This window comes from Mesoflavibacter sp. CH_XMU1404-2 (genome assembly GCF_037029465.1).
In the GTDB taxonomy this organism is placed as follows: Bacteria; Bacteroidota; Bacteroidia; order Flavobacteriales; family Flavobacteriaceae; genus Mesoflavibacter.
Map to the genome: position 1 here is coordinate 120,938 of NZ_JAYMEM010000006.1, position 24,028 is coordinate 144,965.

Consider the following 24,028-nt stretch of genomic DNA (forward strand, 5'->3'; position numbering starts at 1 on the left):
AAAGTCCTTTAAATCTAGATTTAAAGGACTTTTTTAATTTATTCTGCATCTTTTACTTCTTGATTTAGATGATCTAGGTACAATATCCCATTTAAATGATCTATTTCATGTTGAAAAATTACAGCTGTAAAATCTGATATTGTATCGGTTTTATGCTCTTCTTTCATTGTATCATATTCAATTACAATAGTTTTAGACCTGCTATCTAAGACTTCTGTTCTATTGGGTATTGACAAACAACCTTCACGATAAGTTTGTTTTTCTGTTGAATAATCAATGATTTTCGGATTCAAATAAACTTCAAAAGGTAAATTTTCTTTATCAAATCTTTGCACCCAAATTATATTTTTTAAAATACCTACTTGTGGTGCTGCAATACCAACACCTAAAGACATACTATCTCTAACTGTTGCATACAATCTATTAACAAATCTTTGTAAAACTACATCTGTACTATCTGGTTTCACAAAAGTACTTTGTGTCCTTAAAAGAATAGAGTCTGTTTTATTGGTGATTTTGTATACACGCATAGGTGTATCATCTACATCTTTTAAAATAAGAGCAATCTGCTCCTTATTAAAATTAGACTTCTTTTTTGTTTTACCACTTGAGCAACTGTATAGACAAACTAGAAGTAATAAAAAGGTAACGCTATTTTTCATCTTTAATAATTTAAACAAGTTTCTAAATTAATCATTTGTTTTCAATAAAAATAACTATATTTGCCGCTCGAAAGAAAGGCTTTCGTGTACATAACAATCATTTACAATAATATTAGCATGTATTTATCAAAAGAAAAAAAAGAAGAAATCTTCTCAAAACACGGTAAAGGAGCAAACGATACTGGTTCTGCAGAAGGACAAATTGCGTTATTCACTTACAGAATTAACCACTTAACAGAACACTTAAAAAAGAATCGTAAAGATTTTAACTCAGAGCGTTCTCTTGTAAAAATGGTAGGTAAGCGTCGTGCGCTTTTAGACTATTTAACTAAGAAAGATATCATGAGATATCGTGCAATAGTGAAAGAATTAGGATTAAGAAAATAATTAAAAAGAGGCTTCGCGCCTCTTTTTTTCATTATATAACTCGCTTTCGAACGAGTATAACTATCGGAATTGAAGAAGCTAATTATAGTTTTTCATTGGTCACACAACAACTACACAACAACACAACGACCATTGTTTAATTAGAATTAAAAAATTTATGATTCCAAAAACTTACAAAGAGGTCATTGACCTTGGGGACGGTAGAGAAATATCTATCGAAACCGGAAAACTTGCAAAACAGGCTCATGGTTCTGTTGTTGTGCAATCAGGAAAATGTATGTTACTATGTACAGTTGTTTCCAACTATAAAGCTGCAGACGTAGACTTCTTACCATTAACAGTAGATTACCGTGAGAAATTTGCTGCTGCTGGTCGTTATCCTGGTGGTTTCTTTAAGAGAGAAGCAAGACCAAGCGACGGAGAAGTTTTAACTATGCGTCTTGTAGACCGTGTTTTACGTCCATTATTCCCAAAAGATTACCACAGCGAAACTCAGGTAATGATTCAATTAATGTCTCATGATCCAGAAGTTATGCCGGATGCTATGGCTGGTTTAGCTGCATCTGCTGCTATACAATTGTCAGACATTCCTTTTGAAACTCCAATCTCAGAAGTAAGAGTTGGACGTATTAATGGAGAATTTATCATTAACCCAACATTATCGCAATTAGCAGAATCTGATATCGACATGATGATTGGAGCATCTGCAGACTCAGTAATGATGGTTGAAGGTGAAATGGATGAGATTTCTGAAGAAGAAATGACAGAAGCTATCAAAGCTGCTCATGAAGCTATCAAAGTGCAATGTGAAGCGCAAGTAAAATTAGCTGAAGCTTTTGGTAAAAAAGAAACTAGAGAATACGAACCAGAAAGAGCAGATGAAGATTTAGCTAAAAAGATCCACGATATGGCATACGACAAAGTATATGCTGTAGCAAAAGCAGGATCTTCTAAGCACGAACGTGGTGCGGCATTTGCTGAAATTAAAGAAGAAATAATAGCATCTTTCTCTGAAGAAGAAGTTGAAGATTTTGGTGATTTAATTTCAAAATATTACAGTAAAGCAGAAAAAGCTGCTGTACGTGACTTAACTTTAAACGAAGGATTACGTTTAGATGGTCGTAAAACAACCGAGATTAGACCAATTTGGTGTGAGGTAGATTATTTACCATCAACACACGGTTCTTCTATCTTTACACGTGGAGAAACTCAAGCATTAGCAACCGTTACTTTAGGTACAAGTAGAGAAGCTAATCAAATAGACATGCCATCTTTTGAAGGTGAAGAGCGTTTCTATTTACACTATAACTTCCCTCCATTTTCAACAGGTGAAGCAAGACCAATTAGAGGTACTTCTAGACGTGAAGTTGGACATGGTAACTTAGCGCAACGTGCTTTAAAAGGTATGGTACCAGAAGATTGTCCTTATACAGTACGTGTAGTATCAGAAGTGTTAGAATCTAACGGTTCTTCTTCTATGGCAACAGTTTGTGCTGGTACTATGGCGCTTATGGATGCTGGTGTACAATTAAAAAAGCCTGTTTCTGGTATTGCAATGGGATTAATCACCGATACAGAATCTGGTAAATACGCTGTATTATCTGATATATTAGGTGATGAAGATCACTTAGGAGATATGGACTTTAAAGTAACTGGTACCGAAGATGGTATTACAGCTTGCCAAATGGATATTAAAGTAAAAGGATTATCATATGAGATTTTAGTAAATGCACTAAAACAAGCTCGTGAGGGTCGTTTACATATCTTAAGCAAATTAACAGATACTATTTCTGAACCAAATGCAGACGTTAAAGATCACGCACCAAAAATGGTAACAAGACGTATTCCTAACGAGTTTATCGGAGCACTTATTGGTCCTGGCGGAAAGAATATTCAAGAATTACAAAAAGAAACAGAAACAACCATCGTTATCAATGAAGATCCTGTTACTGAAGAAGGGATTGTTGAAATCTTAGGTGTTGGTTCACAAGGTATAGATGCCGTTTTAGCTCGTATTGACGCCATGTTATTCAAACCAGAAGTTGGTAGTATTTACGAAGTTAAAGTAATTAAAATGTTAGATTTTGGAGCTGTAGTAGAATATACTGAAGCACCAGGAAACGAAGTTCTATTACACGTAAGCGAATTAGCTTGGGAACGCACAGAAAACGTATCTGATGTTGTAAACATGGGAGATGTTTTTGATGTAAAATACTTTGGAGTAGACCCAAGAACTAAAAAAGATAAAGTGTCTAGAAAAGCACTTTTACCAAAACCTGAAGGTTGGCAAGACAGACCAAAACGTGATAATAATAAAGGTGGAAATCGTGATCGTAATAACAAACGAGATGACAGAAAACCTAGAAATGATAAAAGAGATTAATTCTTTTAATTAATAATTTTAGAAAAAGCCTATCTAACCGATAGGCTTTTTTTTGGCATAAACCATATTTTTAACTGACAAAACCTCACTTTTCCGACAGTCTGTCAGTTTTTATTTTTGTTGATTTTTCAAAATACACTAAGGATTTTATTCAATAATTGAGAAACCTTCAAACTTTATAAAGATAATTTTCATATATAACAATTCTCAAAATTAATTCCTTTTTTCGGGTGTTCCGTACAATCCTTGTGCAATAAAGAGTGTATAATATTTAAAACCAACACTTTAAAAAAACATGAAAGTATTAGTTATTGGAGCAGGAAATATGGGATTAACATACTCTGAAGGTATGGCAAGTTCGCCACTTTTAGGTAAGCATAATCTTAAGATATATGATACTGATCCAAAAAAAATCGAAACTTTAAGTAAAGAGCCTCATTTTGATGTGTATGATAATTTAGACGACTGTCTACCAAAAGCAGATATCGTTTTTGTAGCTGTAAAGCCATATCATAGTGAAGACTTATTTAAAGAAATGAAGTCGAAAATGAACAGCCAACAAATTGTTGTGTCGTTGATGGCTGGTGTAACTATAGACACTATTAAGGAACAATTAGACGCTAAAAAAGTAGTAAGAGCAATGCCCAACTTACCCGCAAAAGTTGGTAAAGGAGTAACTTCTTACACAGAATCTGAAGCTGTTTCTAAAATTGAGTTAATCATGGTTAGAAACCTTTTAGATACTACAGGTACTTCTATACATGTTAATACCGAAAAATTTATCGATGCTTCTACTGGTATTTCTGGTAGTGGACCAGCATATGTATTTTATTTTATGCAGTCTATGTTAGAAGCCGCATTAAAAATGGGCTTCTCTGATTACGATTCTAAAGTATTAGTAAGTAATACTTTTGAAGGCGCTATAGAACTTTTTAATCAATCTGATTTATCACCAAAATCTTGGATAAACAGAGTTGCTTCAAAAGGAGGAACAACACAAGCCGCTATAGATAGCATGGAAGATAATAATGTAAAACAGTTAATACAAGATGCTGCATATGCTGCTTTTGATAGAGCTGTAGAATTAGGAAAAGACAAATAAAATGGAAGACGATATTAAAAAGATTGTAGTTAAAGTAGGTACCAACGTACTTACCAATAAAGACAACAGAATTTTAGGTCCAGTATTAAGAGAATTGGTGCGTCAAATCTCTGTTTTAAATGAAAGAGATATAGATGTAGTTTTAGTATCATCAGGATCAGCAATTGCTGGTAAAGAGGTATTAGGAGAAATTAAAGCAACGGATAAATCTACACGACGTCAAATTTATTCTTCAGTTGGACAACCACGATTAATGCGTCATTACTATAGCATTTTTCATGATTATGGTATGCGTTGCGCTCAGGTTTTAGCAACCAAAAGAGATTTTGACGCTGGTAAACACCGCGAAAATATGATTAATTGTTATCAAGGCTTATTAGCCGAAGGTGTTACACCAATTGCTAATGAGGATGATGCTGTTTCACTAAGCATGTCTATGTTTTCAGATAATGATGAATTAGCAAGTTTAGTTGCAGAATTGATTGATGCTGATAGATTAATTATTTTATCAGATACCGATGGATTATATACTGGTCATCCAGATGATGAAGGTTCAGAAAAAATTACTGAAGTCACTGTCGATCAAAATGTAGAAAAATACGTAAAAGCTTCTGGTAAAAAAGAAGGTGAAGGTCGTGGTGGCATGGCTTCAAAATTAAAAATAGCCAAAGGAACCGCAAAAAAAGACATTCCTACATACATCGCCAATGGTAAAAGAGAAAATGTAATTGTAGATATAGTAGACGATAAAGAAATAGGAACAAAGTTTATTCACTAAAAAAATTGAAAATGAAATTATTAGATAAAAACATAAAAAATAAAGTTCTAGACTCAATGATTAATATTATTGATAAAGAACGACATCAAATTATAGCCGAAAATAAAAAAGATTTAGACGCTTTTGATAAAGAAGACCAAGCATTATATGACCGTTTAGTAGTTGATAATGCAAAGGTTGACGGAATGATAAAAGCTATAAAAGAAGTTAGAGATCAAGAAGATCCGGTTGGACAAACAATCTCTGATTTAACTTTAGATAGTGGACTAAAAGTCACCAACAAAACAGCGCCATTTGGTACTATTCTTATCATTTATGAGTCTAGACCAGATGTAACTATTGAAGCTGCAGTTTTAGCCTTTAAAGCCAACAATAAAATCTTATTAAAAGGTGGTAAAGAAGCTGTTAATAGTAATATTATTTTAGAAAAATGCTGGCACCAAGCTTTAGAAGAAAACGGATTATCAAAAGATTGGATTAAGCTTTTACATTTAAAAAGAGAAGAAACACAAGACTTCTTAAAAAATCCACCAGAAAAAATAGATCTAATCGTACCACGTGGTGGAGAACGCTTAATTAAATTTGTTAAAGACAATGCAACTTGCGCTGTGTTAATTAGCGGAAGAGGTAACAACTTTTTATACGTCGCAGAAGACGCAGATTGGTTAAAAGCAGTAAAAGTAATTGTTAATGCTAAAACCGATAAAATTTCAGGATGTAACGCACTTGATAAAGTATTAATTGACAAAAATATTCCTGAATACGAAAAGAAAGTACACGAACTAGAAATCATGTTGCACAAACTAGGCGTAGATATTTTAGTTGATAAAAATGTAAGTGAAATTCTTCCAAATGAAACCCAAGTAAAAGATAACAACGTATGGTTTGAAGAGTTTTTAGCAATGAAAATTATGCTAGCCGAAGTTAATAATGAAGACAGCGCTATCGAAATGATAAATACATATTCTGGTGGTCACTCGGCAGCAATTATAACAGAAGATAAAGAATTAGCCGAAAAATTTATGCAGCAAGTAGATAGTGCAGCCGTATACCATAATGCCTCTACCCGATTTACAGATGGCGGACAAATGGGTGTTGGTGCAGAACTTGCTATTAGTACAGATAAGCTACACCATCGTGGTCCATTAGGGTTAAAGCAATTAGTTACAAATAAGTACTATGTATTTGGTGATGGACATGTAAGAATTTAATTGAACATATTTTGATTAGACTCTTAATCATTATTATTAACAAGAATCAAAAAACAATTAAAAAGCCGTTTCTTTATTCTAAGAGACGGTTTTTTGGATTTTAGACGCAACCTTTTCATAGTTTAGAAGACTATAGGAAAAACAACATTTATGAAAACTAATATAACTTTACTCATTTCAGTCTTAATGATTCTATTATCATGTTCTACAGATTTAGATGACAATTTAAATTTAAAACCTAATATAAACACTGTTGATGTCATTAGAAGTGACTCTGATTTATTTGATAATTTATTAGAAATCACAAATAATGAAGATAGACCTGATAAAAGTATAGCGTGTATTGATTTTATATATCCTCTTACCATTTTCATTTTCGACAATAACGATGAGTATGTATCTACAAACTTAGTAAATAGTGATACTGAATTTAGTAATTTACTAAATAATTTAGATCTTGAATATTCAGTTAGTATAAGTTTTCCTATCACAAGTAATTTATCATCTGGAGAAACCTTCATTATAAACACAAAAGAAGAATTAAAAATTGCTATTGACAATTGTTTAGAGGAAGAGTTAATACTAGAGTGTACAGGTGTAATTCAAAATTGTGTTTTAAAAGTGGGATATAGTTACAATTATGACAATACTTATTTAGGCGGTATTTTTGAAGAATCAAATGGAATTACGACACTATTAATTGACGACAATTCACACAATGGTTCTTGGTCAGTTTTTTATATTGAAAATGAATTGCATATTAATATAAGCTTAAATGATGGTAATTCAGAAGTAACTGAGTTTTTTAACTATGATTGGAAAGTGGAATTCTTAGATGAAAACTCATTATTACTTACAAATGATGAAAGAGAATTAGTCTTAAACCAAAGATGTGATGATGATTTTACCGATTGTGGTAACTTTATTTTTGAAGAATGTGAAACAGAAATTGATAGCGGTATTTCAGAGTTTATTTTAGATGATTATTCTACTTGTATTTTTGAAACCTTAGAGCTTGACGATGAATTTCAAATTTTCTATTTTGAAACAGAAGAAGATGCAACAAATTTAGAAAACCCAATTACATCTAATGAACCTTTTAATAACACCGAAAATGAACAAACTATTTATGTCAAAATTATAGATGCTGATAATGATATGGAATATAATATTTTAATTACATTATCTTCCATAAGTTGTTAAAACATTAATCATAAAAATTTGACACTAAAACAGCTCATAAAAGCCTGTAAAAAAAACAATATACAAGCACAAAGAGATTTGTATTTGAAATATAAAGACGACTTATATGTACTATGTCTAAAGTACTGTAAGAATGTAGATGAAGCTCAAGATAATCTTCAGGATTCATTTATTGAAATTTTTAAAAACATCGACAAATACAATTATGATGGGTCTTTTGAAGGTTGGATGAAACGTATTACAATTAATAAAGCAATTGACAAATACAAAAGTGAGAGTTTTATAAATATTATAATCAATGATGATATTTTAGAGGACACATCTATTGACTCTAACGAGTTTCAATTACCATTACATATCCTTTTAGATTTGATTCAAAATTTACCTGATAGATATAGACTTGTATTTAATCTTTTTGAATTAGATAATTATTCTCATAAAGAAATTTCAAATTTACTATCTATATCTGAAGGTACTTCAAAATCTAATTTACACAGAGCAAAATTAATTTTGAAAGAAAAAATAAATGAGATTAATACGTCTCAAAATACATTAAAAAATCATGGATACTAGAAAAGATATAGGACAAGCATTTAAAGAACGTCTTTCTGAGTTTAAAGATTCTCCTAAAAATTTAGTTTGGGAAAATATTGAAACCGAGCTCAAAAAGGATAAAAATGATTCCAAAATTTTTCCTTTATGGTTTAACTACTCAAAAATTGGCATTTTACTTTTGTTGTTATTCTTTATAAATAAAGAATCCTTAATTAATTCAAGCGATGATGAAAAACAGTCATTTAATAAGCATAAAAATGATACTCTAATTAAAAATAGTGTAACTAAAAATAAAGAGTCTTACAATAATTATCAATTAAAATATGATTCAAAAAACAATGAAGATAATACAATAAACAAAGAAGAAAGTTATTCATTAAACTCTAAAAAAGACCAAACAAATAACAAACCTGTAAATACTATTAAAGCAAACAAAACATCCAAAAGAAACAGCAATACTTGGTCAAAAAACTCTAAAAAACACAGTAAAAATAGCATTACAAATTCAGAAGAAAATAGTAATAAAATTGAAAAAACCTCTAAAACAGATTCGAAACAAATTTCAGGTATAAATTCTGAAATAAATGATTCTATTCAAACTAATACTCTAGAAGAAAAAGTCTTAACACAAAACTTGCTTAAAGATAAAAACGAAGAAAAAACAAATGACTCTATTTTAAAAACCAAAGAGAAACGATGGAGCATATACCCTAACATTTCACTTATTCTTTATGGAGGATTCAACTCATCTTTAAGCAAACAAACATCAATTAACTATGGAATGTATTTAAATTTCATAGCTACAAAAAAAGCATCTATTAGACTTGGTGTAAACAAGCTTGATTTAAGCTACACCTTTAAAAAATCTAATAATGAAATTATCATCCAAAATGTAGAATATATAGAATTACCTTTAGAGATTAAATATACTTTAACAAATGCCAAAATAAAGACCTATGCCATCGGTGGTTTTAGCTACTTGATTTTAGATGAAAGCTCTAGGTCTACTCAAAACACATTTAACTCTTATAATCATCATCTAGAATCAACATTTTCATTAAATGCAGGAATAGGATTTCAAACTAAAATTATAAAAAACCTCTATTTTAATTTAGAACCTATGTTTAAATATCTCTTTACTCCCAAAAATAACTTACCAGAATTCAAGCCTTACACCATTTCAATTATAAGTGGTTTAGAATATCATTTTTAATACTATTTTACATTGCTATAATAAATATAAATTTCAAAAAACTAAAATTAATAAAATCAAAACAGCTCATTTATTAAAACACTTAACGTCTTAAAATCATATTGTTTCAAGCTTTAAAACTAATAATAATCATTACAAATTAAGCGATGAGATATCGGAATAAATTATCCTTAATGATAAAAAATTAATTATTTTTTTTATTTTTTTTGTAACAAAAAGTAATTGTCTTACGTATAACTATTGATAGCAAATTATTCACATTAAATAAATCACTCTATTTTTAGATGAGACAACTTAAAATTACGAAGCAGGTTACTAACAGAGAAACTGCTTCTTTAGACAAGTATCTTCAAGAAATTGGTAAGGTAGACCTTATTACAGCAGATGAAGAGGTAGAGTTAGCACAACGTATTAAAGCAGGAGACCAAGTAGCATTAGAAAAATTAACTAAAGCTAACTTACGTTTTGTTGTATCGGTTGCTAAACAATACCAAAACCAAGGTTTAACATTACCAGATTTAATAAACGAAGGTAACTTAGGTCTTATCAAAGCTGCGCAACGTTTTGACGAAACTCGTGGTTTTAAATTTATCTCTTACGCCGTTTGGTGGATTAGACAATCTATCTTACAAGCGTTAGCAGAGCAATCTAGAATTGTACGTTTACCATTAAACAAAATTGGTTCTATTAACAAGATTAATAAAACCTTTGCATTTTTAGAGCAAGCTCACGAGCGTCCACCAAGCGCAGAAGAAATTGCAAAAGAGTTAGACATGACTATTAACGATGTTAAAGAGTCTATGAAAAACTCTGGTCGTCACGTAAGTATGGATGCACCTTTAGTAGAAGGTGAAGATTCTAACTTATATGACGTATTAAACTCTGGTGAATCACCAAACCCAGATAGAGAATTATTACACGAATCTTTACGTACAGAAATTGAACGTGCTTTAGAAACGTTAACACCACGTGAAGCAGATGTAATAAGACTTTACTTTGGTTTAGGCAACCAACATCCAATGACATTAGAAGAAATTGGAGAAACTTTTGACCTTACCAGAGAACGTGTAAGACAAATTAAAGAAAAAGCTATACGTAGATTAAAACATACGTCTAGAAGTAAAATATTAAAAACTTACTTAGGATAATAAGTACGTTTTTTACCCCAACAAACAGTTAATCATAACTGTTCGTTTTTTGATTGATGAAAGAACCCGAAGCTGATTACTTCGGGTTCATTTTTTATACCTATTTTTGCCAAAACAACAACACAATAAAATAAAAAAATGTCTTCAAAACTAATTGCGCCATCATTGCTAGCAGCAGATTTTGGCAACTTACAACGTGATATAGAAATGGTTAATTCTAGTGATGCCGATTGGTTTCATATAGATATAATGGATGGTGTTTTTGTACCAAACATTTCTTACGGAATGCCTGTTTTAAAAACTATATCTAAACACGCCACAAAAACTATAGATGTACATTTAATGATTGTAGATCCTGATAGATATATAAAAACCTTTGCCGATTTAGGTAGCGATATCTTAACCGTTCACTACGAAGCTTGTACACATTTACACAGAACCATTCAAGCTATTAAAGCAGAAGGAATGAAAGCTGGTGTTGCTCTAAACCCGCATACCAACATAAATGTGTTAGAAGATATTATTAACGATATTGATTTAGTATTAATCATGAGTGTTAATCCTGGTTTTGGCGGACAAAGTTTTATAGAAAACACATACAACAAAGTAAAGCAACTAAAACAGCTTATAAACGATAAAAAAGCCAACGTCATTATTGAAATTGATGGAGGCGTAACTAATAAAAATGCAAAACAGTTAGTAGATGCTGGTGCAGATGCACTAGTAGCTGGTAGCTATGTATTTAAAAGTGATAATCAAATAGAAACAATTAAAGATTTAAAAGCTTTAGCTAACTCATAAAAACAGATAAAGGCTACCAAAAGGTAGCCTTTATCCTTTATTAACCCTCAAACAAATTTTAGTACTGATCAATTAGATATTTAATCAAATCAGTAGTGGTTACTATACCAACTAAAATTTCGTTATCTACTACTGGTAAGGCATGAAACTCTTTTTCTGCTAAAATTTCTGCAACCTCTTTAATGGTTGTATCACTAGAAACTGTAATCAATTTCTTAGCCATTACCTGTTCTATTGTAAACATATTATACACAACAGTATCTACTTCATCTGCAAAATCGTCTATTGCATCTGCAAAACTAATTCGTAATAAATCGGTATAACTAAGCATACCTATAACTTCTTTTCCTGATACTACCGGAATATGTCTAATATGGTGTTTTTTAAATAAGCCTTCTGCTTTTTCTAAATCATCGCTAGTTCTTAAAGCAATGACTTTTTTTGTCATTATATCTGAAACTGGAGTACGTTTTTTCATCTTTTAAGGGTTTTAAATTCTTTAATAAATTTAGAATTTTAAATCCTTAAAAATTATGACAAAAGTCAGCTAACTAATAATTTGCAAAATTGAAATTAAGCATTCGCTTTACAAGCGTGTACAACTCCGGAAATTGGCTTTTAAATTCATCTGGAGTTTCAATAAACGTTTCAATAATTACTGATAAAAACTCAAATTGATTAGTATAAGCATAGTCTCTAAAATATTTAGATGCTACCAAACGACTTTTGTAGTCTGGATGTGTTTCTAAAAAATGAGCAATATCTGAAAACCCATTAATAAAAATTGCAGCTTTTAATCCTTTTTGATTCAAACAATCTAAATGTATTGCATGCACAAACTCATGTATAGCCACATTAAAATTATCATTATCTATAGAATAGCCATGTAAAACATCTTCCCAAGATAATACAATAGCTTTATATGATGGATTAAATTCACCTTTATGCATGTTTTCGTTAAGCTTAGAATAAAATGCTTTAGGATATAACAAAACCTTATCCAGAAGTTTAATCCTATAGTTTCTAAATCCAAAATTAAGCAGTGTTGAAGTTGCTGCAATAATCACCTTCATTTGTTCTGTAACTTGCAGCTCTTGCTTTCCTATAAAAGTGGTTTCTTTTAAAAATGTAGCTACGCGATGCTCAAAATAAACTTGGTGTTTTGGTGATAGTTTTCTAAAAAAAGAATACTCGTTTTTTAAAATTGAAAGTTGTAATGGCGTTAACTTCTTTAATCTAAAATAAACATGATTAAACAACGGTTTTTTATAACGAGAAGCATAAAAAAACTGAAACGCTCTAACTACTTTATAAATCACAAAAATTGCAATTAAAACAACACCAATTGGTATGATGTATTCATAAATTAGTTGTCTTTCTAACTCTTCTTGTTGTTTAGTTTGTAGTAATAAGTACAACGACATTAATTAAATAGCGATTTTTTTAAATGAATTTGTGACTGCGACAGGAGTAATTACATTCGTCCTAACAACACTCCGTGTTGAACATCATAAAAAGCATCTTATTTTAACAGAAAAACAAAAGTAAACTTTGTTTTTCTTCATAAAAAAATCTGCACTTTTTTCTGATGTATTCGTGACTGCGACAGGAGTCGAACCTACAACCGCTGGAGCCGAAATCCAGTGCTCTATCCAATTGAGCTACGCAGCCTTTTTAGTTATGCTAATTTAGCTTTAACTATATTAGAAATGGTTTTACCATCTGCTCTACCAGCCAATTCTTTACTTGCCATACCCATAACTTTACCCATATCTTTCATGCCTTCAGCACCAGTTTTTGCAATAATATCTTCTACAACTTTAGCTATGTCTTCTTCACTCATTGCTTCTGGTAAAAATTGCTCGATAACCTTAGCTTCTGCTAATTCTGGTTCTGCTAAATCATCTCTTCCTTGATCTATGTAAACAGCTGCACTATCTTTACGTTGCTTAACTTGTTTTTGTAATAATTTAAGCTCTTGTTCTTCTGTTAATTCTTCTTTAGCACCACTTTCTGTTTGTGCTAAAAGAATAGCTGATTTTACTGCTCTCAAAGCCGTTAATGCCGTTTGATCTTTACTTTTCATTGCCTCTTTTAAGGCTGTCATTACTTTTGCTGATAAGCTCATTTTATTTTGTTTTTTAAGAGTACGAAGATACTAAAAAGTGACTATTAATACTGAAAAACAAAACCCGAAAAGCTTGAGGGAACTTTTCGGGTTGTAGTTTTAATTAATGGACTAATTAAAAATCTTAATCTACATTATCATGTAAAAATGAATTGTTATTTCTTAATTGAATATCATCATTTTCATCTACACCTAATGTAGTTCTTGAAATATTTGTATCTGAAGAGTGTTGTCTATCATCCAACTCTAAACCTTGACGCTTGTACGCTGGTACTTTTTCGATATCATCAATTTTAGAATTATTAAATTTATAGTTGAAGTTTTTCATCTTCTGTCTACGCTCTTCTGCTCTACTTTTTAATAGTTCAGAAATTGGCGTATTCATTGGGTCTACTTCTCCTTCTACTTCTTCAGGTTTAGCTTCGGTTTCAACAGTTTTCTTTTCAAAAACTATCTCTTCTTCCTGCTTTACTTCGGTTTCAGGATTCATTGCAGATTCCATCACTTCGTAATCGTCTAAAGCGTAACGTTTTTCGCCTGTTTCAGAGTTTTCTGTCACAGGTATAACTTCAACAAAATCATTTACTTCTAAATCTGTTACACTATCAGACAAGTCCATTACTATCGGTCCTTCGTCTTCTTCTGTAACTGGTGCTGCTGTTGGCTCTTTTTCAGAAATTGGCATATCAAAACTTAGCATAATTTGTTGTTTATCTTGCTCTTCTTCTATTGGCGCTGGCGCTTCTTCTTTTGCTGTTGATGTGATATTAAATTCTTGATTTTCATCTAAATTAACATCTACTTCGTAATAAGTTACGTTTAAGTTTTTGATAAACTCACTTGTCGGAATCATATCACGCTCATCTACCGATTGCTTTTTGATTTGATCCATTTCAAAAGAAGATAAAGTTTCATTGGTAACTTCTTCCTCTTCTTCAATCTCTAAAGTGTGTTTTACAATTGGTGTTTCTTTCTTCTCTTCTAACTCAATATTTGGTAAGATTATAGCAGGGTTTACTTGGTCACCGCTTAAATCTTGTTCCATATTTTGATCGTCTTCTAATGCATGAATTACTTTTTTAGCTTCAGTATTAGAAATTTCGTTTTGTTGCTCTACATCAAAACCTGTTGCAATTACAGTAACCGCAATAGATTCTTCTAAGCTTTCATCTTCACCAACACCCATAATGATGTTAGCGCCATGACCTGCTTCATTTTGAATGTGATCGTTGATTTCTCCAATCTCGTCAATAGTAATTTCTTGAGCTCCAGAAACGATAAGCAACAATACGTTTTTGGCTCCAGTAATCTTATTATCATTAAGTAATGGCGAATCTAATGCTTTTGAAATTGCCTCATGCGCACGGTTTTGCCCAGACGCAGCTGCAGATCCCATAATAGCGGTACCACTATTGCTTAACACGGTTTTTGCATCACGCAAGTCAATGTTTTGTGTATAGTGATGTGTTATAACCTCTGCAATACCACGTGCTGCAGTTGCTAAAACCTCGTCTGCTTTAGAAAAACCTGCTTTAAAGCCTAAATTACCGTAGACTTCGCGAAGCTTGTTGTTATTAATTACTACTAACGAGTCTACTTCTGAACGTAATTTTTCTATACCTATTTGAGCTTGCTCATTACGCATTTTTCCTTCAAACTGAAATGGCATGGTTACAATTCCAACGGTTAAAATATCTAAATCTTTAGCCATTTTTGCAATGATTGGTGCTGCTCCTGTACCGGTTCCTCCACCCATTCCTGCAGTGATAAATACCATTTTTGTATTGGTATCTAACATCATTTGGATGTCTTCAAAACTTTCTACAGCTGCTTGCTCACCAACGTTTGGATTTGCTCCTGCACCTAATCCTTCGGTTAGATTAACACCTAACTGAATTTTGTTTGGTACACCACTGTTTTGTAGTGCTTGCGCATCCGTATTACAAATGACAAAATCTACACCTTTAATACCTTGTTGAAACATGTGATTGATGGCATTACTACCACCGCCACCAACACCAATTACTTTAATGACGTTAGATTGGTTTTTTGGCAAATCAAATGCTATGCTTTCGAATTCGTTGTTGCTCATAAATTCTATTTTTACTGGATCAATTCTTATTTAATAGCGATTCTATACTTTCGCTGTATATTCTTTTTATTATTCTGCGTTATCTAAAAAGTCTTTTACTTTTTCAGTTAACTTATCTAAAAACGACTTGCGTTGTTTTTTTGGTACTTCTACTTGTTCTTCCTCTGGCTTTTCTTCGTTTTCTTCTATTACTGCTTGAATTTCTTCTTCAATAATAGCTTCTGCTTTTTTACGGTCTTGACGTTTTAATCCGTCCATAACTAAACCTACTGCTGTTGCAAATAATGGGCTCGTTATAACATCATCACTATCGCCAGCCAAATGCTCGTTAGGATAACCTATTCTGGTATCCATTCCTGTGATATATTCTACCAACTGCTTTAAGTGTTTTAATTGGCTACCACCACCAGTTAAAACAATACCTGCTATTAGTTTCTTTTTTTGTTCTTCGTGACCGTAATTTTTTATTTCGACATATACTTGCTCAATGATTTCTACTACTCGAGCATGAATAATTTTCGATAAATTTTTAAGGGTAATTTCTTTTGGGTCTCGACCTCTTAAGCCTGGTATTGAAACAATTTCGTTATCCTTATTTTCTCCTGGCCAAGCACTACCAAATTTTATTTTCAGCAATTCGGCTTGCTTTTCTATGATAGAGCAACCTTCTTTTATATCTTCTGTAATTACGTTACCTCCAAAAGGTATAACTGCTGTGTGACGGATTATTCCATCTCTAAATATTGCTAAATCTGTTGTTCCTCCTCCTATATCGATTAATGCTACTCCTGCTTCTTTTTCTTCTTGACTTAACACTGCATTAGCACTTGCTAACGGTTCTAAAGTGATGCCTTCTAAATTTAAATCTGCACTTTGTACACAACGACCAATGTTTCTTATAGAAGATACTTGACCTACTACTACATGAAAGTTAGCTTCTAATCTACCTCCATACATACCTATTGGTTCTTTGATTTCGGCTTGACCGTCAACTTTATATTCTTGAGGTAATACATGGATTATTTCTTCTCCTGGAAGCATTACCAACTTATGTACTTGGTTTATTAATCGTTCTATATCATCTTCATCTATAACAGTCTCACTATTTGGACGTGTTATATAATCGCTATGTTGTAAACTTCTAATATGCTGTCCCGCTATACCTACAGTTACTCCTTCTATTTTTGTAGCTGCTGCAGCTTCTGCTTCTTGTATTGCTATTTGTATAGATTGTATGGTTTGCGTAATATTATTGACAACACCACGATGCACACCCAAGCTTTTGGATTTACCTATACCCAAAATTTCTACTTTGCCATATTCGTTTTTACGACCAATCATGGCTACTATTTTAGTAGTCCCTATATCTAACCCTACTGCAATGTTTTGCTCCATAACTTATGCTTTTGTACAAACAACTTGGTTGCCAAATTGCAAGTTTACTTTACTGTATTTATCTAAAACTTTATCTTTTGTAGCTTTTATGTAAAAGGCTTTTAGATTACTTATCTTTTTTTCTAATTGTTTTATCTGCCCCAAATGCACTACAAATTTGGTTTGTCTTAATTTTAAGTCTATGCTGTTATTTTTATTTTGATGAATTTCTATCACGTTTTGTTTTAAAAATTCATCCTTTAATACGTAATCTGCTACTTTATAAACAATATCTAGATTACTTTTTTTTACAAAACCTGTTACAAAAGGAACACGTTCTGTATAATTTTTTGAAAGCGGCATAACACCACCATTACTATCTATATAATAACTATTATTACCTAAAACTCTAGCTATAGGTGTTTTTTGTTTAACCTTTGCTGTTAACTTACCTTCTACATTTACGTAAACTTCTGCAAACTCGATAATTGGGTTTTTATTTAGCGTCGACTCTAAACCATTCAAATCTAAAGTTTCTTTAGGCACATTTGTAATACCTTGTTGATTTTGTATTAACAATTTACTAACAGCTTCTTGGGTGATAAACAGGTTTTTATTGCCTATAAATTGAATATTAGGTTGAGATACTAAACGTTTTGAATTTCTTGCTGAAGAAAACGCATACAAAAACACTACTAAAATTAGCAGAACTATCATTTTTATGTAATTCCAATTAATTTTCATTTCCCAAAAGTGCTTCTTTTATTTTTAAAACTTGAGCTCCTATATCTCCTGCGCCAATAGTTAAAATTACATCGGCGTTACTTTGCTTTATTTGTGATATTAGATCTTCTTTATTAACTAATTTTTTATTACTATTTTCTATCAAACTTAACAGCCAACTTGAGGTTACACCTTCTATTGGCAACTCTCTTGCTGGATATATATCTAACAATATAATTTGATCAAACTGTGACAAGCTTTTAGCAAATTCTGTTGCAAAATCTTGTGTTCTAGAAAACAAATGTGGCTGAAATACTGCCAACACTTTCTTTTCTGGATACATCTCTCTTACCGCTTGGTGTACAGCATTTATCTCTTCTGGATGGTGTGCATAATCATCTATAAACACTATTTTATCGGTTTTAATATGATAACTAAACCTACGCTTTACACCTTTGTAAGATGCTAATGCTTTGGCGAGCTGTTTGGTAGGGAGACCATATTCTACAGACATCGCCAGAGCAACTAAAGCGTTTGACAAATTATGTCTACCGGGTAGGTTAAATTCTATATTTTTAAGCGTTGTATTTGGCGTTTTCACATCGAATACATACGTGCCGTTTTCTATTTTTATATGTTGAATGGAATAATCTGCGTCATCTTCAATTCCATAAGTTATTCCTTGAATTGGCAAACCATTTTTAACAAATAGCTTTCCGTTAGGTTTTAGTTTTTTAGTGAAATCTTTAAACGATTCTACCAATTGCGAAGCATCTCCATAAATATCTAAATGATCTGCATCCATTGAAGTGATTGCAGCCATATCTGGACTTAAGGTTAAAAACGAACGATCAAACTCGTCTGCTTCTACTACCGAAACTTCACTTCCGTTTAGGATTAAATTAGAATTATAATTCTCACTAATTCCACCTAAAAATGCCGTTAATTCAACATCACAAGATTTTAATAAATGACCTAAAATACTTGTTGTTGTGGTTTTACCGTGCGTACCTGCAACTGCTAAACAAAACGTGTTTACTGTTATGATCCCTAAAATTTCTGAACGTTTTAAAATTTTAAATCCGTTAGATTTAAAATAGTTAAGCTGTTTGTGGTCTTTAGGAATTGCTGGTGTGTAAACAACTAAAGTGTTTTCTTTATTTAAATATGAATTTTCAACAGATGCCATTTTATCTTTAAAATGAACTGAAATACCCAACGCTTCTAAGCTATCAGTAATTTCGGTTTGGGTTTTATCGTATCCTGCAACATTTTTATTTTGAGACTTAAAAAAACGCGCAATTGCTGACATACCAATACCTCCGATACCAATAAAATAGATGTTATGTATGTGATTTAAATTCATTATTTATTTAAAAGTTTTTCAACTTCGTCTACTATATCTTTTGTTGCGTTTGTTAACGCTAGTTTTTTAATATTTTCACTAAACTGCTCTTGCTTTTCTGGGTTAGCAACTAGCTGACCGAATTTGTTTTTAAAATCTACTTTAAGATCTTCTTGAGCAATCATCATCGCAGCATTTTTGCTAACTATTGCATCTGCATTTTTAGTTTGATGGTCTTCTGCCACATATGGTGATGGTACAAAAACAACTGGTTTACCTACAATACACAATTCACTTACCGAACCAGCACCAGCGCGAGAGATTATAAAGTCTGCTGCTGCATAAGCATAATCCATATTATTAATAAACTGATGTACTTGAACATGTTTAGTATGACCATACAATTTGTATGTTTGATAGTACAGCTTACCACATTGCCAAATAATTTGCAGGTTTAAGGTTTGTAGATAATCTAGCTCACGCTCTATAAGCTCGTTTATCGCTTTAGCACCTAAACTTCCACCTAAAACCAACAATGTTTTTTTACCTTCAACTAAATCAAAATGCTTAATTGCCTCTTCTCTTTTTGAAGTTATATCTAATAAGTCTTGTCTTACTGGATTACCTGTTTTAATAATTTTTTCGGCAGGAAAAAAGCGTTCTAAATTATCGTAAGCCACACAAATTTTATCTACTTTTTTTGACAATAATTTGTTAGTTATTCCTGGATATGAATTTTGTTCTTGTATTAAACACGGTATTCCTTTTGAAGCTGCAACTTGTAATAATGGTCCGCTAGCAAAACCACCTGTACCAATTGCTACATCTGGTTTAAACTGTTTTACAATTTTTCTAGCATTCCATAAACTACTGATTAACTTAAAAGGAAATGACAGATTTTTAAGTGTTAATTTTCTTTGTATACCTGAAATCCAAAGTCCTTTTATATCGTAACCCGCTTGTGGCACTTTCTCCATTTCCATGCGGTCTTTTGCGCCTACAAATAAAAACTGTGCATTTGGGTAACGTTGCTTAAGCTCGTTAGCAATTGCAACTGCTGGATAAATATGCCCACCAGTGCCGCCACCGCTTAAAATAATTTTATATGTTTTATCTGTTTTACTCACTTTTCTTAAATCGTTTCCGAAAGAATTTCTAATGGATTTTCACCTTCGTCTTGTGATTCTTTTTCTTTTATTTCTTCGCGCTTTGCGCTAACACTTAATATAATACCTATTGCCATACAAGTCATCCAAATACTTGTTCCTCCACTACTAATTAATGGCAATGTTTGTCCCGTTACCGGGAAAAGCTCTACCGCTACCGCCATATTAATCATGGCTTGAAATATGATTGGTAACCCAACACCAAGCACCACTAATTTTCCAAAAATGGTATCTGCTTTTTGTGATACTATGACAATTCTAAATAACAACCAGAGGTATAACACCATTAAAAACAAACCACCTATTAGACCATATTCTTCAATAATTATTGCAAAGATGAAATCTGATGAAGATTGTGGTAAAAAGTTTTTCTGAATACTTTTACCAGAACCCAATCCAACAACACCACCAGAAGCGATTGCTATTTTAGCTTTTTCTATTTGGTAATCTTCTTCTGTGTCTTCACCGTTTGCAAAATTTTCTACTCTACTCATCCATGTATCAACACGGTTTGGCATAGCTTCTGGAAATGCTTTTGCTATTAAAATAAAAAACGTTAATCCTACTAGACCAGCTGCCCCCATAGCCAACAAATAACGTATTGGATAACCACCTAAAAACAGTAACATCATTGACATAACAAAAATAATTGCTGTTGTTGAGAAATTTGATGGTAGTATTAACGCCAAGACAATAAATAAAGGAATCCACAATGGTAAAATAGACTCTTTAAAAGTGATGCTTTTATCTTTTATTTTAGATAAATACCTAGCGATATAAACCATCAATACGACCGATGCTAACGTAGACGTCTGAAAAGACATATTTACAAATGGAATACGTATCCATCTACTTGCATTTGCGCCTTCTATAGTTGTGCCTTGTAAAATGGTTACAATAAGCAACACAAAAACTAAAGGCATCATGACCATAGACAAGCCTCTAAAGTAACGGTACGGCAATTTATGCACACCATACATTATTGCAAAACCTAAAAACAAGTGCATAAAATGTTTTACTAAAAACGCAAATGTATTACCGCTACCACCAATATATGCCAAATTACTAGCAGCGCTGTATACAGGTAAAAAGGAAAAAATAGCCAATAGCGCTACAATAGCCCAAATTAGCTTATCTCCTTTAATGTTATTTAGTATTGCGTTTTGCATTATTCTTTAAAAGAAAGTTTTATAAATTTCTAACCGCTTCTTTAAATTGTCTTCCTCTATCTTCGTAATTTTCAAATAAATCAAAACTTGCACATGCTGGTGATAACAATACATTATCTCCAGATTCAGCAATTTTGTAGGCTATTTTTACCGCTTCGCTCATAAACTGAGTTTCTACAATAACATCAACCATATTTCCAAAGCTTTGCATTAACTTTTCATTATCCACACCTAGACAGATAATTGCTTTTACTTTTTCGTTTACAAACGAAAACAACTCGGTATAATCATTTCCTTTATCAACACCACCAACAATCCAAACTGTAGGCGCATCCATACTTTCTAATGCAAAATAAGTTGCATTAACATTGGTTGCTTTAGAGTCGTTTATGTATTGTACTTTATTAATTTTAAGTACTTGTTCTAAACGATGCTCTACACCTTGAAAGTTTTCTAAGCTCTCACGAATAGTTTGTTTTCTAATTTTTAATAAATGCGAAACGGTTGAAGCCGCCATAGCATTTTTAATATTGTGCTTGCCTTCTAAAGCAATGTTTTTTGTTGGCATAATTATCTTGTTGTTATCTATTGTTATTATTATATTTTCGTTGTCCAAATACGCACCATTTTCAATTGTTTTTGTTAATGAAAATGGTAATAATGTAGATTGAATTGGATGCTTTTTTAGGTGTTCTGAAATCACTTCATCATCTGCATCATAAATCAAATAATCATCTTTAGTTTGATTTTGAGCTATTCTGAATTTTGATGCGATATAGTTTTCAAATTTGTAATCGTAACGATCTAAATGATCCGGAACAATATTGGTGATTACCGCAATTTTTGGATTAAAATTGAAACAACCATCCAACTGAAAACTACTTATCTCTAGCACATAATTATCATAATTATGCTCTAAAACTTGCTTAGCAAAACTGTCGCCAATATTACCAGCCAACCCAACATTAAGTTGTTGTTTTAACAAGTGATGTGTTAGCATAGACGTTGTTGTCTTACCGTTACTACCAGTAATTGCAATTATTGTTGCATCTGTAAACTGGCTTGCAAATTCTATTTCAGAAATTACGGAAATACCTTTCTCTAAAAGTGCTTTTACCATTGGCACTTTATCTGGTATTCCTGGGCTTTTCATAACTACATCTGCATTTAGTATTTTAGCTTCAGTATGTTGTTGATCTTCCCATTCAATCTCATTATGTATAAGAACTTCTTTATATTTTTCTTTAATTTTTCCCTTATCGGAAACAAAAACCTCATAGCCTTTTTCTTTTCCTAAAAGCGCTGTTCCTACACCGCTTTCTCCTCCACCTAATACAACTAATCGTTTCATTTTTCTATCTCAACTTCAGTGTAACTATCGAAATAATCGCTAGGAAAATTCCAACAATCCAAAATCGTGTTACTATTTTACTTTCGTGATAGTTTTTCTTCTGATAATGATGATGTAAAGGCGACATTAAAAAAATGCGTCGACCTTCGCCATATTTCTTTTTGGTATACTTAAACCAGCTTACTTGCAGGATTACTGATAAGGATTCTGCGAAGAAAATTCCGCATAACACAGGTATCAATAATTCTTTACGCACCGCAATAGCAATTACAGCAATAACACCACCAATAGTCAAACTTCCTGTATCACCCATAAATACTTGGGCTGGATAAGTGTTATACCACAAAAAGCCTATTAACGCACCAACAAAAGCAGAGGTAAAAATTACCAACTCACCCAACCTTGGTATGTACATGACATTTAAGTAATCTGAAAAAACAATATTACCAGAGATAAACGCAAAAATGGCTAGCGCAAAAACTATTATTGCACTACTTCCTGCTGCCAAACCATCTATACCATCTGTTAGATTTGCACCGTTAGACACTGCTGTTATGATAAAAATTACGATTGGTATAAAAATTAACCACGCGTACTTTGCATAATCATCGCCAAGCCATGTAATTAATTTTGAGTAATCAAACTCATTGTCTTTTACAAACGGAATGGTTGTTAAAAGCGATTGTTCCTCTGGATTGAATTCTCGCGGTGAATTTTGAGTGATTTTTTCGGTTTCAAATTGCGGGTTAATTTTTTCTTGTTTAATTGTAACTCCTGGATGAAAGTACATTACAGCTCCAACAAATAAACCTAAGCCAACTTGCCCCATTACTTTAAACTTTCCACTCAAACCTGCTTTGTCTTTTTTAAAGACTTTTATATAATCATCTGTAAAACCAACTGCGCCCATCCAAAGTGTTGTAACTATTAACATGATTACATAAATATTATCTAATCTTGCTAATAATAACACAGGAATTAAAGTGGCTAAAATGATAATTATTCCACCCATAGTTGGTGTACCAGCTTTTTGAATTTGACCTTGTAAACCTAAATCCCTTACCGATTCTCCAACCTGCTTTTTTTGAAGCATTAGAATTATTTTTTTTCCGAAAATTGTAGAAAATAACAAGGATAAAATAATAGCCAATGCTGCTCTAAATGTGATAAATTGAAACACACTTGCGCCTGGCATTTGGTATTGTTCTTCTAAAAATTCGAATAAATAGTATAACAT

At 32.1% G+C, this 24,028-nt stretch carries 22 protein-coding genes and 1 tRNA gene; 10 read left to right on the forward strand and 13 right to left on the reverse strand.

All coding sequences use genetic code 11. The features are described 5' to 3' along the window. Window positions 1–38 precede the first annotated feature (38 nt). Window positions 39–662, reverse strand: coding sequence for a peptide deformylase (gene def / locus WA327_RS05205; RefSeq protein WP_336067209.1), 624 nt, complete (start codon window positions 660–662; stop codon window positions 39–41). A 117-nt stretch (window positions 663–779) separates the two neighbouring features. Between def and rpsO the strand changes: the two genes are divergently transcribed. From rpsO to rpe, 10 genes are all read left to right on the forward strand, one after another. Further along, window positions 780–1,049, forward strand: coding sequence for a 30S ribosomal protein S15 (rpsO, locus tag WA327_RS05210; RefSeq protein WP_336067212.1), 270 nt, complete (start codon window positions 780–782; stop codon window positions 1,047–1,049). A 157-nt stretch (window positions 1,050–1,206) separates the two neighbouring features. After that, complete coding sequence (locus WA327_RS05215) at window positions 1,207–3,432, forward strand: polyribonucleotide nucleotidyltransferase (RefSeq protein ID WP_336067215.1); 2,226 nt, start codon at window positions 1,207–1,209, stop codon at window positions 3,430–3,432. Window positions 3,433–3,727: 295 nt separating this feature from the next. Continuing rightward, window positions 3,728–4,534 (forward strand): pyrroline-5-carboxylate reductase, encoded by an 807-nt coding sequence (proC, locus tag WA327_RS05220; RefSeq protein ID WP_336067218.1) that lies wholly within the window; start codon window positions 3,728–3,730, stop codon window positions 4,532–4,534. Window position 4,535: 1 nt separating this feature from the next. Further along, on the forward strand, window positions 4,536–5,312 hold the full coding sequence (gene proB / locus WA327_RS05225; protein WP_336067220.1) for a glutamate 5-kinase: 777 nt from the start codon (window positions 4,536–4,538) through the stop codon (window positions 5,310–5,312). A gap of 11 nt (window positions 5,313–5,323) precedes the next feature. Continuing rightward, window positions 5,324–6,523, forward strand: a complete 1,200-nt coding sequence (locus tag WA327_RS05230; protein WP_336067223.1) for a glutamate-5-semialdehyde dehydrogenase — start codon at window positions 5,324–5,326, stop codon at window positions 6,521–6,523. 150 nt (window positions 6,524–6,673) lie between these two features. After that, window positions 6,674–7,726, forward strand: a complete 1,053-nt coding sequence (locus WA327_RS05235) for a hypothetical protein (protein ID WP_336067226.1) — start codon at window positions 6,674–6,676, stop codon at window positions 7,724–7,726. Window positions 7,727–7,744: 18 nt separating this feature from the next. Next, a complete protein-coding gene (locus WA327_RS05240; RefSeq protein ID WP_336067229.1) occupies window positions 7,745–8,299 on the forward strand; it encodes an RNA polymerase sigma factor in 555 nt (184 codons plus the stop codon). Next, a complete protein-coding gene (locus tag WA327_RS05245) occupies window positions 8,289–9,494 on the forward strand; it encodes a hypothetical protein (protein WP_336067231.1) in 1,206 nt (401 codons plus the stop codon). The genes WA327_RS05240 and WA327_RS05245 overlap by 11 nt, the downstream gene beginning before the upstream one ends. 284 nt (window positions 9,495–9,778) lie before the next feature. Further along, window positions 9,779–10,642, forward strand: a complete 864-nt coding sequence (locus WA327_RS05250) for an RNA polymerase sigma factor RpoD/SigA (protein WP_013869172.1) — start codon at window positions 9,779–9,781, stop codon at window positions 10,640–10,642. Between the two features lie 138 nt (window positions 10,643–10,780). After that, on the forward strand, window positions 10,781–11,443 hold the full coding sequence (rpe, locus tag WA327_RS05255; protein ID WP_336067237.1) for a ribulose-phosphate 3-epimerase: 663 nt from the start codon (window positions 10,781–10,783) through the stop codon (window positions 11,441–11,443). Between the two features lie 58 nt (window positions 11,444–11,501). On the opposite strand, the gene WA327_RS05260 is transcribed toward rpe, so the two are convergent. The 12 genes from WA327_RS05260 to mraY form a co-directional block, all read right to left on the reverse strand. Continuing rightward, window positions 11,502–11,921: a CBS domain-containing protein gene (locus WA327_RS05260; RefSeq protein ID WP_336067240.1), complete on the reverse strand. Its 420-nt coding sequence runs from the start codon at window positions 11,919–11,921 to the stop codon at window positions 11,502–11,504. Window positions 11,922–11,994: 73 nt separating this feature from the next. Beyond that, window positions 11,995–12,867, reverse strand: a complete 873-nt coding sequence (locus tag WA327_RS05265; protein ID WP_336067244.1) for a zinc-dependent peptidase — start codon at window positions 12,865–12,867, stop codon at window positions 11,995–11,997. Between the two features lie 173 nt (window positions 12,868–13,040). Next, window positions 13,041–13,114, reverse strand: a tRNA-Arg gene (locus WA327_RS05270). A gap of 7 nt (window positions 13,115–13,121) precedes the next feature. Then, window positions 13,122–13,571: a GatB/YqeY domain-containing protein gene (locus WA327_RS05275; protein ID WP_336067247.1), complete on the reverse strand. Its 450-nt coding sequence runs from the start codon at window positions 13,569–13,571 to the stop codon at window positions 13,122–13,124. Window positions 13,572–13,695: 124 nt separating this feature from the next. Beyond that, window positions 13,696–15,663: a cell division protein FtsZ gene (ftsZ, locus tag WA327_RS05280; RefSeq protein WP_336067250.1), complete on the reverse strand. Its 1,968-nt coding sequence runs from the start codon at window positions 15,661–15,663 to the stop codon at window positions 13,696–13,698. Window positions 15,664–15,732: 69 nt separating this feature from the next. Beyond that, complete coding sequence (gene ftsA / locus WA327_RS05285) at window positions 15,733–17,058, reverse strand: cell division protein FtsA (protein ID WP_336067253.1); 1,326 nt, start codon at window positions 17,056–17,058, stop codon at window positions 15,733–15,735. 3 nt (window positions 17,059–17,061) lie between these two features. Next, a complete protein-coding gene (locus tag WA327_RS05290; RefSeq protein WP_336067256.1) occupies window positions 17,062–17,754 on the reverse strand; it encodes a cell division protein FtsQ/DivIB in 693 nt (230 codons plus the stop codon). A 16-nt stretch (window positions 17,755–17,770) separates the two neighbouring features. Continuing rightward, a complete protein-coding gene (gene murC, locus WA327_RS05295) occupies window positions 17,771–19,126 on the reverse strand; it encodes a UDP-N-acetylmuramate--L-alanine ligase (RefSeq protein ID WP_336067259.1) in 1,356 nt (451 codons plus the stop codon). Beyond that, on the reverse strand, window positions 19,126–20,232 hold the full coding sequence (gene murG, locus WA327_RS05300; RefSeq protein WP_336067262.1) for an undecaprenyldiphospho-muramoylpentapeptide beta-N-acetylglucosaminyltransferase: 1,107 nt from the start codon (window positions 20,230–20,232) through the stop codon (window positions 19,126–19,128). The genes murC and murG overlap by 1 nt, the downstream gene beginning before the upstream one ends. Window positions 20,233–20,237: 5 nt before the next feature. Continuing rightward, window positions 20,238–21,440, reverse strand: a complete 1,203-nt coding sequence (locus tag WA327_RS05305) for an FtsW/RodA/SpoVE family cell cycle protein (RefSeq protein WP_336067265.1) — start codon at window positions 21,438–21,440, stop codon at window positions 20,238–20,240. A gap of 19 nt (window positions 21,441–21,459) precedes the next feature. After that, window positions 21,460–22,791: a UDP-N-acetylmuramoyl-L-alanine--D-glutamate ligase gene (gene murD, locus WA327_RS05310; RefSeq protein ID WP_336067268.1), complete on the reverse strand. Its 1,332-nt coding sequence runs from the start codon at window positions 22,789–22,791 to the stop codon at window positions 21,460–21,462. A gap of 4 nt (window positions 22,792–22,795) precedes the next feature. Then, complete coding sequence (gene mraY / locus WA327_RS05315) at window positions 22,796–24,028, reverse strand: phospho-N-acetylmuramoyl-pentapeptide-transferase (protein ID WP_336067270.1); 1,233 nt, start codon at window positions 24,026–24,028, stop codon at window positions 22,796–22,798.

Bases quoted from the DNA above. Each gene is read 5' to 3' on its own strand.
- WA327_RS05260 (WP_336067240.1), bottom strand. From the start codon at position 11,921: ATGAAAAAACGTACTCCAGTTTCAGATATAATGACAAAAAAAGTCATT.
- WA327_RS05215 (WP_336067215.1), top strand. From the start codon at position 1,207: ATGATTCCAAAAACTTACAAAGAGGTCATTGACCTTGGGGACGGTAGA.
- WA327_RS05250 (WP_013869172.1), top strand. From the start codon at position 9,779: ATGAGACAACTTAAAATTACGAAGCAGGTTACTAACAGAGAAACTGCT.
- WA327_RS05265 (WP_336067244.1), bottom strand. From the start codon at position 12,867: ATGTCGTTGTACTTATTACTACAAACTAAACAACAAGAAGAGTTAGAA.
- ftsA (WP_336067253.1), bottom strand. From the start codon at position 17,058: ATGGAGCAAAACATTGCAGTAGGGTTAGATATAGGGACTACTAAAATA.
- proC (WP_336067218.1), top strand. From the start codon at position 3,728: ATGAAAGTATTAGTTATTGGAGCAGGAAATATGGGATTAACATACTCT.
- def (WP_336067209.1), bottom strand. From the start codon at position 662: ATGAAAAATAGCGTTACCTTTTTATTACTTCTAGTTTGTCTATACAGT.
- WA327_RS05290 (WP_336067256.1), bottom strand. From the start codon at position 17,754: ATGATAGTTCTGCTAATTTTAGTAGTGTTTTTGTATGCGTTTTCTTCA.
- ftsZ (WP_336067250.1), bottom strand. From the start codon at position 15,663: ATGAGCAACAACGAATTCGAAAGCATAGCATTTGATTTGCCAAAAAAC.
- WA327_RS05230 (WP_336067223.1), top strand. From the start codon at position 5,324: ATGAAATTATTAGATAAAAACATAAAAAATAAAGTTCTAGACTCAATG.
- WA327_RS05275 (WP_336067247.1), bottom strand. From the start codon at position 13,571: ATGAGCTTATCAGCAAAAGTAATGACAGCCTTAAAAGAGGCAATGAAA.
- WA327_RS05305 (WP_336067265.1), bottom strand. From the start codon at position 21,440: ATGCAAAACGCAATACTAAATAACATTAAAGGAGATAAGCTAATTTGG.
- murD (WP_336067268.1), bottom strand. From the start codon at position 22,791: ATGAAACGATTAGTTGTATTAGGTGGAGGAGAAAGCGGTGTAGGAACA.
- WA327_RS05235 (WP_336067226.1), top strand. From the start codon at position 6,674: ATGAAAACTAATATAACTTTACTCATTTCAGTCTTAATGATTCTATTA.
- rpe (WP_336067237.1), top strand. From the start codon at position 10,781: ATGTCTTCAAAACTAATTGCGCCATCATTGCTAGCAGCAGATTTTGGC.
- proB (WP_336067220.1), top strand. From the start codon at position 4,536: ATGGAAGACGATATTAAAAAGATTGTAGTTAAAGTAGGTACCAACGTA.
- mraY (WP_336067270.1), bottom strand. From the start codon at position 24,028: ATGTTATACTATTTATTCGAATTTTTAGAAGAACAATACCAAATGCCA.
- WA327_RS05245 (WP_336067231.1), top strand. From the start codon at position 8,289: ATGGATACTAGAAAAGATATAGGACAAGCATTTAAAGAACGTCTTTCT.
- rpsO (WP_336067212.1), top strand. From the start codon at position 780: ATGTATTTATCAAAAGAAAAAAAAGAAGAAATCTTCTCAAAACACGGT.
- murC (WP_336067259.1), bottom strand. From the start codon at position 19,126: ATGAATTTAAATCACATACATAACATCTATTTTATTGGTATCGGAGGT.